Genomic DNA, 16,621 nt, shown 5'->3' on the forward strand with positions numbered 1-16,621 from the left:
ATTTTAACGGTCGGGCGCGCCGATCGCCCCGGTGCGTCGGCGCACGGCGCACGACCCGCGAGGCGGCGAAGCCCGCCGCGGCGTGCGCGCCGGCAAACGGCCCGCGCCCCCGGACGCATCGCCATACGCTTGATTCCTCACACATTTTGGCGCGGCACCACCCCGCACCAATGCCGCGCGCACGCACAGGCGCAGTGCCGCGCGGCGCTCGCGCGCGCCTGCCGCCGGTGCGCGCGAGCGCCGCGCCATCGCGCGAGCGCCACTCGCCAGCCGCTTTCATTGCTTTCGCCGCCTTTCCCGCCTGCCTTGCCCGGCGTGCGCTCGCGCCGTTTGAAACAAAAACATGCACCCCATTGGCATGAAGCTTGCGGAACAGCGCACCGGCCTGTCCCGCGCATCGCGCAGCGGCTCGTCGCCCCATTTCCACCATCCGCCGTCGACCGGCATACGCGAGGCTTCACCGATGGATACTCTGCGCACCTCCCTCCGAAGCGGCAACTGGCGCTCGCTTCTCGCGTGCTTCCTCTACTTCGACACGGGCTTCACCGTCTGGGTGCTGTACGGCCCGCTCGCGCCGTTCATCGGCAAGGACATCACGATGACGGCCGCGCAACAGGGCTTCCTCGTCGCGGTGCCGGTGCTCGCGGCGGCCATCCTGCGCGTCACGCTCGGCAACCTCTACCAGTCCGCCGACGGCCGGCGCATCTCGCTGATGGGCGTGCTGCTGTCCGCGCTGCCCGCCGTCGTGCTGCCGTTCGTGCCCGGCACGCCGTCGTACACGCTGCTCCTCGTGCTCGGCGTGTTCCTCGGGATCGGCGGCGCGAGCTTCGCGGTCGCGCTGCCGATGGCGGGCAGCAGCTATCCGCCGAAGGTGCAGGGCCTCGTGCTCGGCCTCGCCGCCGCGGGCAACATCGGCGCGGTGCTCGACGGCTTCATGTTCCCGCACATCGCGGCCGCGCTCGGCTGGAAATTCTCGACGGCCGCCGCGCTGCCGCTCCTCGCGATCGCGGGCTTCGCGCTCTTCGCGTGGGCCGACGACCGCGGCGAGAAGTCGGGCAACGCGAAACGCGCGTTCGGCGCGTTCGTGCTCACGCTCGTCGGCCTCGTCGCGCTCGTGCTCGCCGTGCATGCGGGCGTGTTCGGCGCGGGCAAGACGGGCGTGCTGCTGCTGCCCGTGATGGGCGCGCTCCTCGCGATCGCCGTGCTGCCCGGCCGCTATCGCGCGGTGCTCGCCGAGCGCGACACGTGGGTCATCATGCTGATCTACAGCATCACGTTCGGCGGCTTCGTCGGGATGTCGTCGTACGTGACGCTGCTTCTCACGACGCTCTATCAGATGCCGAAGATCGAAGCGGGCCTCTTCATGTCGCTGCTCGCGTTCCTCGGCGCGATCGTGCGCCCGTTCGGCGGCCACCTCGCCGACCGCATCACCGGCGTGCGCGCGCTGATGGTGATCCTCGCCGCGATCGCCGCCGCCGACTTCGCGTTCGCGGCCGTGATGCCGCCGCTCGCGGGCGGGATCGCGCTCCTCGTGTGCCTGTACGTCGCGTTCGGCCTCGGCAACGGCTCGACGTTCCAGCTCGTCCCGCACCGCTGGAAGGGCAAGACCGGCCTGCTGTCCGGCATCGTCGGCGCGGCGGGCGGCATCGGCGGCTTCTATCTGCCCGTCGTGATGGGCATCGCGAAGGAAAGCACGGGCAGCTACCAGCTCGGTTTCGCGACGTTCGGCGCGCTCTCGACCTGCGCGCTCGCCGCGCTCGTGATGCTGCGCGCGCAGTGGCTGCGCTGGGCCGCGCCCGAGCTCGCCGCGGCCGGGCCGGCGGCGGGCGCCGGGATGCCGATCGGCGGCGCGGCGCGCGCCGGCGACTGAGATTTTCCGGCGACGGCGCGCGGCGGCCGGGCGGCCGCGCGCCGATGGTAAAATCCGCAGTTCTCCCCTTCACGTTTGAACCGCGGCCGCGCGCCTCCAGCCCGATCATGTCCGACACCCGTCCCGATATCCTTTTCGCCCTCACCGCGCTCTCGCCGATCGACGGCCGCTACGCCAGCAAGACCGAAGCGCTGCGCGACTGGCTCTCCGAAGCCGCCTTCATGCGCCACCGCGTCACCGTCGAGGTGCACTGGCTGATCGCGCTGTCGCGCGCCGGCTTCGCCGAGGTGCCGCGCTTCCCGGAAGCCGCCGAGCAGTTCCTGCTGCAGCTCGTCGAGCGCTTCACCGCGCACGACGCCGCGCGCATCAAGGAAATCGAGCGCGTGACGAACCATGACGTGAAAGCCGTCGAGTACTGGCTGAAGGAATCCGTCAAGGGCCAGGCCGAGCTCGAGCGCGCGAGCGAATTCATCCATTTCGCGTGCACGTCGGAAGACATCAACAACACGTCGCACGGCATGATGCTCGCCGGCGCGCGCCAGCACGTGATCCTGCCCGCGCTGCGCACGGTGCACGGCCGCCTCGTCGCGCTCGCGCACGCGCACGCCGAGCAGCCGATGCTCTCGCGCACGCATGGCCAGCCGGCCAGCCCGACGACGCTCGGCAAGGAAATCGCGAACGTCGCCGCGCGCCTCGCGCGCGCGATCGAGCGCATCGAGCGGGTCGAAATCCTCGGCAAGATGAACGGCGCGGTCGGCAACTTCAACGCGCACCTGTCCGCATATCCGGAGTTCGACTGGGAAGCGTTCTCGCGCGACGTGATCGAGAACCGCCTGAAGCTCACGTTCAACCCGTACACGATCCAGATCGAGCCGCACGACTACATGGCCGAGCTGTTCGACGCCGTTTCGCGCGCGAACACGATCCTGCTCGACCTCGATCGCGACGTGTGGGGCTACATCTCGGTCGGCTACTTCAAGCAGAAGACGAAGGCGGGCGAGATCGGCTCGTCGACGATGCCGCACAAGGTCAACCCGATCGACTTCGAGAACTCGGAAGGCAACCTCGGCCTCGCGAACGCGACGCTGCGCCACCTCGCCGACAAGCTGCCCGTCTCGCGCTGGCAGCGCGACCTGACCGATTCGACGGTGTTGCGCAACATGGGCGTCGCGCTCGGCTATTCGCTGCTCGCGTACGACGCGCTGATCCGCGGCCTCGACAAGCTCGAAGTGAACCCGCAGCGCCTGAACGAAGACCTCGACAACTGCTGGGAAGTGCTCGCCGAGCCGGTGCAGACGGTGATGCGCCGCTACGGCATCGAGAACCCGTACGAGCAGTTGAAGGAACTCACGCGCGGCAAGGGCATCACGCGCGACGCGCTGCGGCAGTTCATCGGCACGCTCGCGATTCCCGAGGACGCGAAGGCGCGTCTTCTCGCGATGACGCCCGCGTCGTACATCGGCAAGGCGGTCGAGCTCGCGAAGCGCATCGCGTAACGCGCGTCGTCGACACGATGAAGAAAGGCGCCCTGCAATTCGCAGGGCGCCTTTCTTTTTGCCGCCGCAGCGCGGCGATCGGCGACGGCGGCCGCGCCGCGGCCGCGCGCCGTCACTGTTGCTGCTGTTGCTGCTGCCGCTCGCTGCCGAGCTGGCTCATCACGCGCTCGACGATCTCGTCGGGCGTCAACTCGATGCTGACTTCGATCGCCTCGTCCGGGCCCGGCTCCTCGAGCGTGTCGAGCTGGCTTTGCAGCAGCGACGGATCGAAGAAGTGCCCGGTGCGCGTCTTCAGCCGCTCGCGCAGCACGTCGAACGAACCCTTCAGATAGACGAAGCGCACGTCGCGATCGTTGCCGCGCAGGATGTCACGGTACGCGCGCTTGAGCGACGAGCACGTGAACACCGCCGTCTCGCCCGCGCGCCGCTTCGCCTCGATGGCCTCGCGGATCGAGCGCAGCCACGGCCAGCGGTCCTCGTCGGTGAGAGCAATCCCGTGGTGCATCTTTTCCTTGTTGGCGGCGCTGTGAAACGCGTCGCCATCGGTATAGCTGCATGACAGGCGTTCCGCGAGCATTTCGCCGATCCGCGACTTGCCCGCGCCCGACACGCCCATTGCGATCAGAATCATTGACTACCCCTTGTTACAGAACCGCGCTCAGCACCAGCGTGAAGGCGAGACCGAGCACCGAGATGATCGTTTCGAGCAGCGTCCACGTCTTGAACGTCTGGCCCACGGTCATCCCGAAATATTCCTTGATCAGCCAGAAGCCGCCGTCGTTCACGTGCGAGAAGATCAGCGAGCCCGAGCCCGTCGCGAGCACGAGCAGCTCCGGCCTCACCGTGACGCCCGAGGCCGCCGCGATCGGCGCGACGATCCCGCACGCGGTCGTCATCGCGACGGTCGCCGAGCCCGTCGCGAGACGGATCAGCGCCGCGACGAACCAGCCGAGCAGAAGCGGCGACAGATGCGCGTGCGTCGCGGTCGCGACGATCTGCTGCGAGATGCCGCTGTCGCGCAGGATACCGCCGAAACCGCCGCCCGCGCCGACGATCAGCGTGATGCCCGCGATCGGCGCGAGGCAATCGCCGCAGAACTTCTGGATCTGCTCGCGATTGAAGCCCTGCAGCTTGCCGAACGTGAAGAAGCTCACGAGCACGGCGATCAGGAGCGCGACGTCCGAATTGCCGGCGAAGCGCAGCAGGCTGTTCGGCAGCGACTTCGGCGCGAACACGAGATCGGCCCAACTGCCGACGAGCATCAACACGACGGGCAGCAGGATCGTGAACAGCGTGATGCCGAAGCCCGGCAGTTCGCGCTGCTCGCCCGGCGCGCGCGTCTCGACGAATTGCGACGCGAGCGGGTTGTGCTCCGGCAGCTTCACGAACTTCGAGATCGTGAGCGCGAACAGCGGCCCCGCGACGATCGCGGTCGGCACGCCGACGATGAGGCCATACGCGATCGTCTTGCCGATGTCGGCGCCGTATTGCTGAACGGCGAGGAGCGCCGCCGGGTGCGGCGGAATCAGCCCGTGCACGACCGACAGGCCCGCGACCATCGGCAGCCCGACGACGAGGAGCGATTTGCCGGTGCGCTTCGCGACATTGAACGCGATCGGGATCAGGAGCACGAAGCCGACTTCGAAGAACACGGGCAGGCCGACGATGATCGCGACGAACATCATCGCCCAGTGGATGTTCTTCTCGCCGAACCAGTCGATCAGCGTGGTCGCGATCCGCTCGGCACCGCCCGATTCGGCCATCATCTTGCCGAGCATCGTGCCGAGGCCGACGACGATCGCGATGTGGCCGAGCGTGCCGCCCGTGCCCCCCTCGAACGATTTCACGATCTTGTCCATCGGCATGCCGACCACGAGGCCGAGACCGAGCGACACGATGATCAGCACGAGGAACGGATAGACCTTGTAGCGCGCGATCATCAGGATCAGCACCGCGATCGCGATCACGGTGTAAATCAGCAGCATGCTGCCTTGGACAGCCCCCATGTAGCACTCCTCCTTGGGATATATCGGGCCGGACGCGGCTTGCCGCCGCCCGGCTATGCAGAGTTCTCCGAAACGAGGCGGCTCGCCGCCCGTCGGGACGCTGAATTTTACTTTTGTTTATCAGGTCGCGATAGAACCGGTTCCATAAGCAAAAACCCTCGGAAAAACAACCAGATCGATTGTTTCGTCCGAGGGTTTTCCGGGTGCGGCCAAGCGATCGCGCTCAGCGTGCGAGACCGCTCGCCGCCTGCGCGAGGCGCGTGACCTCGGTCCAGTCCTGCGCGGCGAGCGCCGCCTTCGGCGTGAGCCACGAGCCGCCGACGCACACGACGTTCGGCAGCTTCAGGAAGCTCGGCGCGGTCTCGGCGGTGATGCCGCCCGTCGGGCAGAACTTGAGCGCCGGGAACGGGCCGTGGAACGCCTGCAGCATCGGCACGCCGCCCGCCTGCTGCGCGGGGAAGAACTTCACGATCTCGTAGCCGAGCTCGAGCGCGACGATGATGTCGGTCGGCGTCATCACGCCGGGCAGAAGCGGCAGGCCGGCGTCGACGGCCGCCTCGTGCATCTCCTTCGTGAGGCCCGGCGATACGCCGAACTTCGCGCCCGCCTGCTTCGCGAGCGCGCACTGGTCGGGCTTCGTGATCGTGCCGACGCCGACGACGATGTCGTCGGCGAGCTCGCTCGCGCGCTTGATCGCTTCGAGCCCGGCCGCGGTGCGCAGCGTGATTTCGAGCACCTTCACGCCGCCCGCGTGCAACGCGCGCGACACCTGTTCGCCCTGTTCGACCGAATCGAACGCGAGCACCGGAATCACCGGGCCCAGCTTCACGATCTCGCCAATCGTCTTCATCAATGCGACTCCTTTTCGCTTATGCGGTGACGTGCGCCGCTTCGCCCACCAACGCGCCGAACACCGACGCGCCCTGCTCCGCCGGCGCGGCCGCCGCGCGGAACACGCCGAACAGTTCGCGGCCGAAGCCGACTTCGTTTTCTGCCTGATGCGCGGGCTGCGCGATCGCGCGCGCCGCCCATGCTCGATCGTCGATCTCGACGTCGAGCACGCCGGCTTGCGCGTCGATCACGATCGTATCGCCCGTCTGCACCTTGCCGAGCGGGCCGCTCAAGAGCGCCTCGGGCGACACGTGGATCACGGCCGGCACCTTGCCCGACGCGCCCGACATCCGGCCGTCCGTCACGAGCGCGACGCGAAAGCCCTGGTCCTGCAGCACGCCGAGGAGCGGCGTCAGCCGGTGCAGCTCCGGCATCCCGTTCGCGCGCGCGCCCTGGAAGCGCACGACCGCGACGAAATCGCGCTTCAATTCGCCCGCGTCGAACGCGGCCTGCACGGCTTCCTGCGAATCGAACACGATCGCGGGCGCCGTCACCTTGCGGTGCTCCGGCGCGACCGCCGAAATCTTGATCACGCCGCGCCCGAGCCTGCCCTGCATCAGGCGCAGCCCGCCATCCGGCTGGAACGGCGCGGCGATCGGCCGCAGCACCTTGTCGTCGGCGCTCGCGCCGACGCCGTCGACCCACGTCAGCTCGCCGTCGAGCAAGCGCGGCTCCTTCGTGTAGTGCGCGAGCCCCTTGCCCGCGACCGTCGTCACGTCTTCGTGCAGCAGGCCGCCTTCGAGCAGGTTGCGCACGAGGAACGCAATGCCGCCCGCCGCGTGGAAATGGTTCACGTCGGCCTTGCCATTCGGGTAGATCTTCGCGAGGAGCGGCACCGCGGCCGACAGTTCGTCGAAATCGTTCCAGTCGATCAGGATGCCGGCCGCGCGCGCGATCGCTACGAGGTGCAGCGTATGGTTCGTCGAGCCGCCCGTGGCGAGCAGCGCGACGATCCCGTTGACGATCGCGCGCTCGTCGATCACGTGGCCGATCGGCGTGTACTGGCCGCGCTCGGCCGTGAGCTCGAGCACGCGGCGCGCGGCCTCGGCCGTCAGCGCGTCGCGCAGCGGCGTGTGCGGATGGACGAACGCCGAGCCCGGCAGATGCAGCCCCATCACTTCCATCAGCATCTGGTTGCTGTTCGCGGTGCCGTAGAACGTGCAGGTGCCGTGGCCGTGATACGCGGCCGATTCCGCTTCGAGCAGCGCGTCGCGGCCCACCTGGCCCGTCGCGAACTGCTGGCGGATCTTCGCCTTGTCGTCGTTCGACAGGCCGCTCGTCATCGGGCCGGCCGGCACGAAGATCGTCGGCAGATGGCCGAACTGCAGCGCGCCGATCAAGAGGCCCGGCACGATCTTGTCGCAGATGCCGAGACAAAGGGCCGCATCGAACATGTTGTGCGTGAGCGCGACAGCCGTGCTCATCGCGATCACTTCGCGCGAGAACAGTGACAGCTCCATTCCCGCGTTGCCTTGCGTGACGCCGTCGCACATCGCCGGCACGCCGCCCGCGAACTGCGCGACGCCGCCGCGCTCGCGCGCGGCCGCCTTGATGATGTCGGGAAAGCTCTTGTACGGCGCATGCGCGGACAGCATCTCGTTGTACGCCGACACGATGCCGATGTTCGGCTCGCGGATCGCCTTGATCGCGAACTTGTCGCTGCCTTCCAGGCCCGCGAAGCCGTGTGCGAGGTTCGCGCACGACAGCGCGCCGCGCGCCGGGAAGCGGCCTTGCGCGGCGTCGATGCGGGCGAGATAGGCTTGGCGGGTCGGGCGGCTGCGCGCGATCACGCGCTCGGTGACGGACGCAAGAGTGGGGTGCAGCGTGGCCATGCTGGGCGCTCCTCACATGAGCCGGGCGGGGCCGGCAAGCTGGAATCGTGGGGACGTCCGTGTCGTCGGACGAACGGCGCGAGTTTAGTAGAAAAACTACACACCCGCAATCTCGCAGCGCAGCAAAACAATCGGCAATGCATCGCCATAGCCTTTAGATACGGCACATTAACCTAGTGTTAACCCTGATACCCGTTGATCGACACATAGTGGCAATCGCTAGAAAATTCTTGTAGATTTTCTACAAGACAATCGTGATACTAGCGTCTGTCCTGTCATTTCACGCGCCTTTTCGCACCATGCTCCCCCGTATCGAGGCGACCCGCGCCCAGCTCCGCCCGTCCGAGCGCAAGCTCGCCGATTTCGTGCTCGCCGCGCCGCGCGAGGTGCTCGATCTGTCGATGACCGAGCTCGCTGCGCGCGCGGGCGCGAGCCAGCCGACAATCGCGCGCTTTTGCCAGGCGCTCGGCTGCAGCGGCTTTCGCGAGTTCAAGATCCGGCTCGCGCAGAGCGTCGCGCCGGGCGTCGCGTCGGTGTATCGCGACGTCGAGCCCGACGAGCGCGCGCCCGGCATCATCGGCAAGGTGTTCGACCGCACGATCGGCGCGCTGATCGAGGTGCGCAACAGCCTGTCGGCGACGAGCGTCGCCGACGCGATCGAGCTGCTCACGCGCGCGTCGCGCATCGAGTTCTACGGCGCGGGCGGCTCGGGCATCGCCGCGCAGGACATCCAGCACAAGTTCTTCCGGCTCGGCGTGCCGAGCGTCGCGTATTCGGACCCGCACACGTTCTCGATGTCGGCGGCGCTCCTCGGCGCGAACGACGTCGTCGTCGCGATCTCGAACACGGGGCGCACGCGCGACATCGTCGACGCCGCGCGCGCGGCGCTCGCGTGCGGCGCGAAGGTGATCTCGATCACGCACAGCCATTCGCCGCTCGCGCAGTTGTCGACGGTGAGCCTCGCGTCGAACGTCGCCGAGGAAACCGACGTGTTCTCGCCGATGACGTCGCGCATGTCGCATCTCGCGATCGGCGACATTCTCGCGGTCGGCGTCGCGCTGCGGCGCGGGCCCGAGCTCGTCGACCGGCTCGGCCGCGCGAAGGAGGCGATCACGCGGCGGCGGATCGGCGACGCGGGCGTGGCAAAGGAAAAAGCAAAGGTGTAAAACGAAGCGCGGCGCGCACCGGAAGACCGACGTGCGCACGCGTGCGCCCAACCGGCGTTCGTCGATTTCCTGTCAGAGAGGCACATCAAGATGAACAACGTTGCGCTCGTATGCGTCTCCGTTCTGGGATGCCTGCTGTTCGGCCTCGGCTTGTCCGTGTCGATGATGCGTTTTCGCGAGCGCACCGGCTCGGGCCATCAGCCGGACCCGGCGAACCGGCTGCACAAGCTCGTCCGTGCGCATGCCAATACGGCCGAATATGCGCCATTCCTCGCGGCGCTGTTTCTCTATCTCGGCGCGCGATCGCCTTCGGCGGCGACCGTGTCGCTGATCGTCGCGGCCACCGTGTGCCGCTGCCTCCTCGTCGTCGGGCTGATCGCATGGCCGACGATGGCGAAGCCCAATCCGGCCCGGTTCGTCGGCGCGCTCGGAACCTACCTGGCCGGACTGGCGCTATGCGCGACGCTGTTGCGTTGAAATGACGCGCGCCCGCGTCAGAACGGCTTGATCACCGCGAGCGCGACGGCGGCGAGCATCCCGAGCACCGGCAGCTCGTTGAACACGCGATACCACTTGTCCGACCGGCGGTTCTCGCCGCGCTCGAACACCTTCAGCAGATGCCCGCAGTACGCGTGATAGACGACAAGCAACAGCACGACCACGAGCTTCGCGTGCACCCAGCCCTGCCCCTGCCCGATGCCGATCACGAGCCACAGCCACAGCCCGCACGCGAGCGCGGGCACCGCGATGATCGTCATGAAGCGCAACAGCTTGCGCGCCATCGCGAGCAGCCGCCGGACCGCGGCGGGATCGGTTTCCATCGCGAGGTTCACGTAGATGCGCGGCAAATAAAAGAGCCCCGCGAACCACGACGCGATCAGCACGATATGAAAGGTCTTGACCCAGAGCATCGTCATCGATCGTTCTCCTTCGTCACTGACGCCCTTCGCCGTGCCCGAGCACGACATACTTCAGCGACGTGAGCCCTTCGAGCCCGACCGGGCCGCGTGCGTGCAGCTTGTCGTTCGAGATGCCGATCTCCGCGCCGAGGCCGAACTCGAAGCCGTCGGCAAAGCGTGTCGACGCGTTCACCATCACGCTCGCCGAATCGACTTCGCGCAGGAAGCGCATCGCGCGGTCGTGATCCTCGGTGACGATCGCGTCGGTGTGATGCGAGCCGTATTCGTTGATGTGCTCGATCGCGGCGTCGATGCCGTCGACGATCTTGATCGCGAGCACCGGCGCGAGATATTCGGTGCGCCAGTCTTCCTCGGTCGCGTCGACGAGCGGGCCGACGCCCGCCGCCTCGAGCGCCGCGCGCGCATCGGCGTCGACGCGCAGCTCGACGCCCTTCTCGCGATACAGCCGGCCGAGCGGCGACAGCACCGCGGGCGCGATCCCGCGCGCGACGAGCAGCGTCTCCATCGTGTTGCAGGTGCCGTAGCGGTGCGTCTTCGCGTTGTCGCAGACGGTGAGCGCCTTCGTCACGCTCGCGCGATCGTCGACGTACACGTGGCAGATGCCGTCGAGATGCTTGATCATCGGCACGCGCGCCTCGTTGATCAGCCGCTCGATCAGGCTCTTGCCGCCGCGCGGCACGATCACGTCGACGTAGCCGGTCATCGTGATCAGCTTGCCGACCGCCGCGCGATCGGCCGTCTCGACCACCTGCACCGCGTCCTGCGGCAGCCCCGCCGCGGCGAGCCCTTCGCCGATCAGCCTCGCGAGCGCGGTGTTCGACTCGAGCGCCTCCGAGCCGCCGCGCAGGATCGTCACGTTGCCGGACTTCAGGCACAGCGCGGCCGCGTCGACCGTCACGTTCGGCCGCGATTCGTAGATGATGCCGATCACGCCGAGCGGCACGCGCATCTGGCCGACCTGGATTCCGCTCGGGCGGTACTTGAGGTTGCTCATCTCGCCGATCGGGTCCGGCAGCGTCGCGACCTGGCGCAACCCCTCGACCATCGTCTTCAGCGCCTTGTCCGACAGCGTCAGGCGATCGACGAACGCCGCGTCGAGGCCCTTGTCCTTCGCGCGCGCGACGTCGCGCGCGTTGGCCGCCTTCAGTGCGTCGGCGTCGCGCTCGATTGCCTGTGCGACCGCTTCGAGCGCGGCGTTCTTCGCCGCGGTGGACGCGCGCGCGATCTCGCGCGAGGCGCGCCGCGCGCGGCGGCCGACGTCCGTCATGTACTGATCGATATCCATCGTGAGACTCGCAATGCAAGCCGCGTCGAGCGGCGAAAAAACGATTGTCGGAAAACGGGGGCGTCGGGCGCCGCGTCGGCGCTCGCGCGGCCGGTTCACGCCGACCGGTTCACGCCGACTGATTGTAAGCGCCGGCGCGAAAGCGCGCTCAGGCGGGCCGGCGCGGCGCGGCGCCGCCTGGCCCGGACGCGCGCGCGACGGTCATCGCGAGCTGGAACAGGCCGTCCCACGGATCGGGCGGCGGCTCGCCGCGCGCCGCACCGCGCGACACGGCGGAAAGCCCCTTGACCTGCCGATCGAGCCGCGCGGCGAACGCGAGCGCGTGCTCGAGCGCCGCCTCCGATACGCGCGACAGCGCGGGTCCGACGAGCCGCTCGCGCGGCCCCCACACGCGGTTCTCGCGCACGAGCACGGCAAGCGGCTTGCCGGCCGCGACGCCGCGCTTGATCCGCAGCAGCGTGCGCAATTCCTCGACGACCGCCCACAGCACGAGCACGAGCGCCTCGCCCTCGCCCTTCAGGCCGTCGATCATCCGCGCAAGCCGCGCGGCGTCGCCCGCGAGCATCGCCTCGTTGAGCTTGAACACGTCGTAGCGCGCGACGTTCAGTACCGCGTCGTGGATCTGCTCGAACGTCAGCGCGCCGGCCGGATACAGCAGGCCGAGCTTCTGGATTTCCTGATGCGCGGCGAGCAGATTGCCTTCGACCCGCTCGGCGACGAACGCGAGCGCGCGCCGCCCGTCGTCGCCCGGCGCGACCCGCTGCCCCTGCAGCGCGAGCCGCTGGCCGATCCAGTTCGGCAATTGCGCGCGCTCGACGGGTTCGATCTTCAGCGCGACGCCGCCGTTCGCGAGCGCCGTGAACCACGCGGATTTCTGCGTCGCCGAATCGAGCCGCGGCAGCGTGACGAGCATCAGCACGTCCGGGTTGTCCGCGCCGGCGAGCGTCTTCAGCGCGTCGGCGCCGTCCTTGCCCGGCTTGCCGGACGGAATCCGCAGCTCGACGAGCTGCCGCTCGCCGAACAGCGACATCGCCTGGCTCGCGCCGATCAGCGTGCTCCAGTCGAAGCCGCGCTCGACGGTGTGCACCGAGCGCTCGGTGAAGCCCGCCGCGCGCCCGGCGGCGCGAATCTTGTCGCACGCCTCCTGCGCGAGCAGCGGCTCGTCGCCATAGACGACGTACAGTCCGGCGAGCCCCTTCGAGAGATGCGGCTCCAGCGCGTCAAGTCGCAGTTGCATCGGTTCGAGCGTCGATCGTTGAGGAAGAAAGGAACGCGGCGATCACAGCGGCGGCGGCGGCAGCGGCGCGCGCGGCGCGACGGCCGGCACGCCCTTGCCCGGCTCCGGATGCAGCGTGCGAACGATCGCGAGGCGGCGCATCAGTTGATCGATCGCGTCGTTCTGCATGTCCGCGAACAGGATCTCGGCTTCCTGCGCCTTCGCGTTCGTGTACTGCGCGCTGTACGTCATCGCGCGGTTGAGCGCGATCAGCGAAGGCGGAATCAGCGCAGTGCCGTCCTTGGCCAGAAGCGTGTAGTTCAGCGAGTAGTTGAGCTGGTATTCCTGCACCGTGCCGAACCGGTCGAGCGTCAGCGTGCCCTGGCCGCGCGATTCCGCGAGGTTCAGCACCGCGTCCGCCTCGTCGGGCGTCTTGACGATCTTCGTGTCGCTGCCGGCCTCGACGAGGCGCGTGAGCCGCGCCGCCGCGGCGGGCGGCGCGCCGGCGATGAACAAGCGCTTGAACGCGTAGTCCTGCTGCCCGCGCAGCTTGAAACCGCACGCGGACAACAGCATCGCGCTGCCCACGAGCATCAAAAACGATCTGCGGATCACCTTCGCTCCTTGCTGATGCATGCCTGCCCCGCCCGCGCGCGCCGTCAGACGACGACGTTCACGAGACGGCCCGGCACGACAATGATCTTCTTCGCCGGCTTGCCTTCGGCGAATTTCGCGAACATCTCGTCGGCGACGGCCGCCGCCTCGATCGCCTCGCGGCTCGCATCCGTCGCGACCTTCAGCGCGCCGCGCACCTTGCCGTTGATCTGCAGCACGAGCTCGATCTCGGCCTGCTCGAGCGCGGCCTCGTCGACCTTCGGCCACGGCGCGTCGAGGAGCGGCGCGTACTCGTCCGCGTAGCCGAGCGCCTTCCACAGCTCGAACGTGACGTGCGGCACGACCGGATACAGCACGCGCAGCAGCACGCCGTAGGTCTCGCGCTGCACGGCGGGCGTCGCGCCCTTCGCGCTTTCGATCGCGTTCAGCATCTTCATCGCGGCCGACACGACCGTGTTGTACTGCAGCCGCTGGTAGTCGAAATCGGCCTGCTTCAGCACGCCGTGGATCTCGCGGCGCAGCGTCCTGTCCGCTTCGGCGAGCTGCGCGGCGTCGAACGACGCGCGCACGGCGAGCGCCTCGCGGTTCGCGAAGCCGAACGCCCACACGCGGCGCAGGAAGCGGCTCGCGCCGTCGACGCCCGCGCCCGACCACTCGAGCTGCTGCTCGGGCGGCGCGGCGAACATCGTGAAAAGGCGCGCGGTGTCGGCGCCGTAATGGTCGATCAGCATCTGCGGATCGACGCCGTTGTTCTTCGACTTCGACATCTTCTCGATGCCGCCCAGCTCGACCGGCTGCCCGTCCGCCTTCAGCACCGCGCCGACGGGGCGCCCCTTGTCGTCGAACGACACGGTGACGTCGGCCGGGTTGTACCAGGTCTTCTTGCCCGCCGCGTCCTCGCGGAAGAACGTCTCGTTGAGCACCATCCCCTGCGTGAGCAGGTTCTTCGCCGGCTCGCCGAACGCGACGAGGCCGAGGTCGCGCATCACCTTCGCCCAGAAGCGCGAGTACAGCAGGTGCAGGATCGCGTGCTCGATGCCGCCGATGTATTGATCCATCGGCATCCAGTAGTCGGTGCGCGCATCGACCATCGTCTCGGCGTCGGGCGCCGCGTAGCGCGAGAAGTACCACGCGGAATCGACGAACGTGTCCATCGTGTCCGTTTCGCGCTTCGCGGCCGCGCCGCACTTCGGGCACGCGCAGTTCAGGAACGCGTCGGATTTGGCGAGCGGGTTGCCCGTGCCGTCCGGCACGAGGTCTTCCGGCAGCACGACGGGCAGGTCCTGCTCCGGCACCGGCACGTCGCCGCAGGACGGGCAATGGATGATCGGAATCGGCGTGCCCCAGTAGCGCTGACGCGAAATGCCCCAGTCGCGCAGCCGGTACGTGATCTGCCTGTCGCCGAAGCCGCCCGCCTTCAGGTCGGCCGCGATCGCGTCGACGGCCGCGTCGTACGCGAGGCCGTCGTACTTGCCGCTGTTCACGCACACGGCGCGCGTCTTGTCGGCGTACCACTCCTGCCACGCGTCGGTCGAGTACGTCTCGCCTTCCGCGGAAATCACCTGCTGGATCGGCAGGCCGTACTTCTTCGCGAACGCGAAGTCGCGCTCGTCGTGCGCGGGCACGCCCATCACCGCGCCCTCGCCGTAGCTCATCAGCACGTAGTTGCCGATCCACACCTCGACGGGCGCGCCCGTGAGCGGATGCGACACCGAAAAACCCGTCGCGACGCCCTTCTTCTCCATCGTCGCGATGTCGGCCTCGGCGACGCCGCCGTGCCTGCATTCGTCGATGAACGCCTGCAGCTCGGGCTTGTCCTGCGCAAGCCGCGCGGCGAGCGGATGCTCGGCCGCGATCGCGCAGAACGTGACGCCCATGATCGTGTCCGCGCGCGTCGTGAACACGCGCAGCAGCTTCTGCTCGCCGTCGAGCGCGTACGGGAAGCCGAAGTTCACGCCGAAGCTCTTGCCGATCCAGTTCTGCTGCATGATCTTCACGCGCTCGGGCCAGCCGAGGCCGTCGAGATCGTTCAGCAGCTCGTCCGCGTACTGCGTGATCCGCATGTAGTACATCGGGATCTCGCGCTTCTCGACGAGCGCGCCCGAACGCCAGCCGCGCCCGTCGATCACCTGCTCGTTCGCGAGCACGGTCTGGTCGACCGGGTCCCAGTTCACGATGCCCGTCTTCTTGTACGCGATGCCCTTCTCGAGCATTTTCAGGAACAGCCACTGGTTCCACTTGTAGTAGTCGGGCTTGCAGGTCGTGACCTCGCGCGACCAGTCGATCGCGAGGCCCATCGACTGCATCTGCTTCTTCATGTACGCGATGTTCTCGTACGTCCACTGCGCGGGCGGCACGCCGTTGGCCATCGCGGCGTTCTCGGCCGGCATCCCGAACGCGTCCCAGCCCATCGGCATCAGCGTGTTGTAGCCGTTCATCCGCAGATAGCGGTACATCACGTCGTTGATCGTGTAGTTGCGCACGTGGCCCATGTGCAGCTTGCCGGACGGGTAAGGCAGCATCGACACGCAGTAGAACTTCTTGCGGTTCGCGTCTTCCGTCGAGTGGTAGGCATCGGCTGCGCGCCAGTCGCTCTGGGCGGCGGCTTCGACGTCGGCGGGTACGTATCTTTCGTGCATGGTGTGGTTCGGGCTGGGCGTTGAGCGGCGCGCGGCGCGAAGCGCCGGGCACGCGCGCTCGAGTGGATCGAAAGTCGCGCTTCCCCGGCGGCCGGGGCGCGGCGCAGGGAAAACGTCAATTATACCGTCCGCGCCGGCCAGCAACGCCGTCCGAGCGGGCGCGGGCCGCGATCAGCGCGGCGCGGCAGGCGATTGCGGCCGCGGCTGCTGCGGCGCGGCGCGCGGCGGCGACTGCCGGGCCGGCGGCGGCGCGGACGCGTCGGTGACGAAGCCGATCCGCGCGACGCCCGCCTGCTGCGCGGCGCCCATCACCTGCGCGATCGTGTCGTAGCGGGTGTCGCGCGCGGCGCGCAGGTGCAGCTCCGGGTCCTTGCCGCCCGCCGCCGCGTCGCGCAGCCGCGCGGCGAGCGCATCGGGCGCGACGGGCGCGTCGTTCCAGTACAGCTTGCCCGCCGTGTCGATCGACACCGTGATCGTCTCGGGCGTCTCGCGCGCGGGCGCCGCCGCGACCTTCGGCAAATCGAGCCGGATCGCGTGCGTCATGAGCGGCGCGGTGATGATGAAGATGACGAGCAGCACGAGCATCACGTCGATGAGCGGCGTCATGTTGATGTCCGCCATCGGCTGCGACGTGTGCTGATGATCGAGTCCGCCGAACGCCATGCCGCCCTCCTCGCTGGGTGTA

General features: G+C 68.4%; 15 protein-coding genes. 5 read left to right on the forward strand and 10 right to left on the reverse strand.

The features are described from left to right. Positions 1–463: 463 nt before the first annotated feature. Both WS92_RS26005 and purB read left to right on the forward strand, forming a co-directional pair. On the forward strand, positions 464–1,870 hold the full coding sequence (locus WS92_RS26005) for an MFS transporter (protein WP_059931050.1): 1,407 nt from the start codon (positions 464–466) through the stop codon (positions 1,868–1,870). Positions 1,871–1,977: 107 nt separating this feature from the next. Then, on the forward strand, positions 1,978–3,366 hold the full coding sequence (gene purB, locus WS92_RS26010) for an adenylosuccinate lyase (RefSeq protein WP_006025265.1): 1,389 nt from the start codon (positions 1,978–1,980) through the stop codon (positions 3,364–3,366). 112 nt (positions 3,367–3,478) lie between these two features. Here the strand turns inward: purB and WS92_RS26015 are convergent, their stop codons facing one another. The 4 genes from WS92_RS26015 to edd form a co-directional block, all read right to left on the reverse strand. Beyond that, complete coding sequence (locus WS92_RS26015) at positions 3,479–3,997, reverse strand: gluconokinase (RefSeq protein WP_015601492.1); 519 nt, start codon at positions 3,995–3,997, stop codon at positions 3,479–3,481. A 13-nt stretch (positions 3,998–4,010) separates the two neighbouring features. Beyond that, positions 4,011–5,372: a GntP family permease gene (locus WS92_RS26020; RefSeq protein WP_015600646.1), complete on the reverse strand. Its 1,362-nt coding sequence runs from the start codon at positions 5,370–5,372 to the stop codon at positions 4,011–4,013. Positions 5,373–5,595: 223 nt separating this feature from the next. Then, on the reverse strand, positions 5,596–6,222 hold the full coding sequence (eda, locus tag WS92_RS26025) for a bifunctional 4-hydroxy-2-oxoglutarate aldolase/2-dehydro-3-deoxy-phosphogluconate aldolase (RefSeq protein WP_059931052.1): 627 nt from the start codon (positions 6,220–6,222) through the stop codon (positions 5,596–5,598). Between the two features lie 19 nt (positions 6,223–6,241). Further along, positions 6,242–8,095 (reverse strand): phosphogluconate dehydratase, encoded by a 1,854-nt coding sequence (gene edd, locus WS92_RS26030; protein WP_015600784.1) that lies wholly within the window; start codon positions 8,093–8,095, stop codon positions 6,242–6,244. Between edd and WS92_RS36820 the strand changes: the two genes are divergently transcribed. The 3 genes from WS92_RS36820 to WS92_RS26040 all read left to right on the forward strand — a co-directional run bounded on the left by WS92_RS36820 (position 8,081) and on the right by WS92_RS26040 (position 9,738). Next, a complete protein-coding gene (locus tag WS92_RS36820; protein ID WP_082743625.1) occupies positions 8,081–8,272 on the forward strand; it encodes a hypothetical protein in 192 nt (63 codons plus the stop codon). The genes edd and WS92_RS36820 overlap by 15 nt on opposite strands. Before the next feature lie 122 nt (positions 8,273–8,394). Then, positions 8,395–9,261, forward strand: a complete 867-nt coding sequence (locus WS92_RS26035; RefSeq protein WP_059931054.1) for a MurR/RpiR family transcriptional regulator — start codon at positions 8,395–8,397, stop codon at positions 9,259–9,261. 90 nt (positions 9,262–9,351) lie between these two features. Next, complete coding sequence (locus WS92_RS26040) at positions 9,352–9,738, forward strand: MAPEG family protein (protein WP_059931056.1); 387 nt, start codon at positions 9,352–9,354, stop codon at positions 9,736–9,738. A 17-nt stretch (positions 9,739–9,755) separates the two neighbouring features. On the opposite strand, the gene WS92_RS26045 is transcribed toward WS92_RS26040, so the two are convergent. The 6 genes from WS92_RS26045 to WS92_RS26070 form a co-directional block, all read right to left on the reverse strand. After that, entirely contained in the window at positions 9,756–10,178 is a 423-nt protein-coding gene (locus WS92_RS26045) for a CopD family protein (RefSeq protein ID WP_015600271.1), read from the reverse strand. A gap of 16 nt (positions 10,179–10,194) precedes the next feature. Then, complete coding sequence (locus WS92_RS26050) at positions 10,195–11,511, reverse strand: glutamate-5-semialdehyde dehydrogenase (protein WP_269435032.1); 1,317 nt, start codon at positions 11,509–11,511, stop codon at positions 10,195–10,197. A 103-nt stretch (positions 11,512–11,614) separates the two neighbouring features. After that, entirely contained in the window at positions 11,615–12,703 is a 1,089-nt protein-coding gene (holA, locus tag WS92_RS26055; protein WP_059931060.1) for a DNA polymerase III subunit delta, read from the reverse strand. 42 nt (positions 12,704–12,745) lie between these two features. Next, positions 12,746–13,297, reverse strand: a complete 552-nt coding sequence (gene lptE / locus WS92_RS26060; RefSeq protein ID WP_015601197.1) for an LPS-assembly lipoprotein LptE — start codon at positions 13,295–13,297, stop codon at positions 12,746–12,748. A 44-nt stretch (positions 13,298–13,341) separates the two neighbouring features. Continuing rightward, positions 13,342–15,936 carry a leucine--tRNA ligase gene (gene leuS, locus WS92_RS26065; RefSeq protein ID WP_059931062.1) on the reverse strand — a complete coding sequence of 865 codons (2,595 nt, stop codon included), beginning with the start codon at positions 15,934–15,936 and terminating at the stop codon, positions 13,342–13,344. Between the two features lie 171 nt (positions 15,937–16,107). Beyond that, a complete protein-coding gene (locus tag WS92_RS26070) occupies positions 16,108–16,599 on the reverse strand; it encodes an ExbD/TolR family protein (protein WP_059931065.1) in 492 nt (163 codons plus the stop codon). Positions 16,600–16,621 lie beyond the last annotated feature (22 nt).

The sequence above is a fragment of the Burkholderia sp. MSMB1588 genome (assembly GCF_001546925.1).
GTDB classification, from domain to species: Bacteria; Pseudomonadota; Gammaproteobacteria; order Burkholderiales; family Burkholderiaceae; genus Burkholderia; species Burkholderia humptydooensis.

What these genes read in the sequence shown, in the direction of transcription:
- WS92_RS26005 (WP_059931050.1), top strand. Translation starts at nt 464, where the DNA reads ATGGATACTCTGCGCACCTCCCTCCGAAGCGGCAACTGGCGCTCGCTT.
- purB (WP_006025265.1), top strand. Translation starts at nt 1,978, where the DNA reads ATGTCCGACACCCGTCCCGATATCCTTTTCGCCCTCACCGCGCTCTCG.
- WS92_RS26015 (WP_015601492.1), bottom strand. Translation starts at nt 3,997, where the DNA reads ATGATTCTGATCGCAATGGGCGTGTCGGGCGCGGGCAAGTCGCGGATC.
- WS92_RS26020 (WP_015600646.1), bottom strand. Translation starts at nt 5,372, where the DNA reads ATGGGGGCTGTCCAAGGCAGCATGCTGCTGATTTACACCGTGATCGCG.
- eda (WP_059931052.1), bottom strand. Translation starts at nt 6,222, where the DNA reads ATGAAGACGATTGGCGAGATCGTGAAGCTGGGCCCGGTGATTCCGGTG.
- edd (WP_015600784.1), bottom strand. Translation starts at nt 8,095, where the DNA reads ATGGCCACGCTGCACCCCACTCTTGCGTCCGTCACCGAGCGCGTGATC.
- WS92_RS26035 (WP_059931054.1), top strand. Translation starts at nt 8,395, where the DNA reads ATGCTCCCCCGTATCGAGGCGACCCGCGCCCAGCTCCGCCCGTCCGAG.
- WS92_RS26040 (WP_059931056.1), top strand. Translation starts at nt 9,352, where the DNA reads ATGAACAACGTTGCGCTCGTATGCGTCTCCGTTCTGGGATGCCTGCTG.
- WS92_RS26045 (WP_015600271.1), bottom strand. Translation starts at nt 10,178, where the DNA reads ATGACGATGCTCTGGGTCAAGACCTTTCATATCGTGCTGATCGCGTCG.
- holA (WP_059931060.1), bottom strand. Translation starts at nt 12,703, where the DNA reads ATGCAACTGCGACTTGACGCGCTGGAGCCGCATCTCTCGAAGGGGCTC.
- leuS (WP_059931062.1), bottom strand. Translation starts at nt 15,936, where the DNA reads ATGCACGAAAGATACGTACCCGCCGACGTCGAAGCCGCCGCCCAGAGC.
- WS92_RS26070 (WP_059931065.1), bottom strand. Translation starts at nt 16,599, where the DNA reads ATGGCGTTCGGCGGACTCGATCATCAGCACACGTCGCAGCCGATGGCG.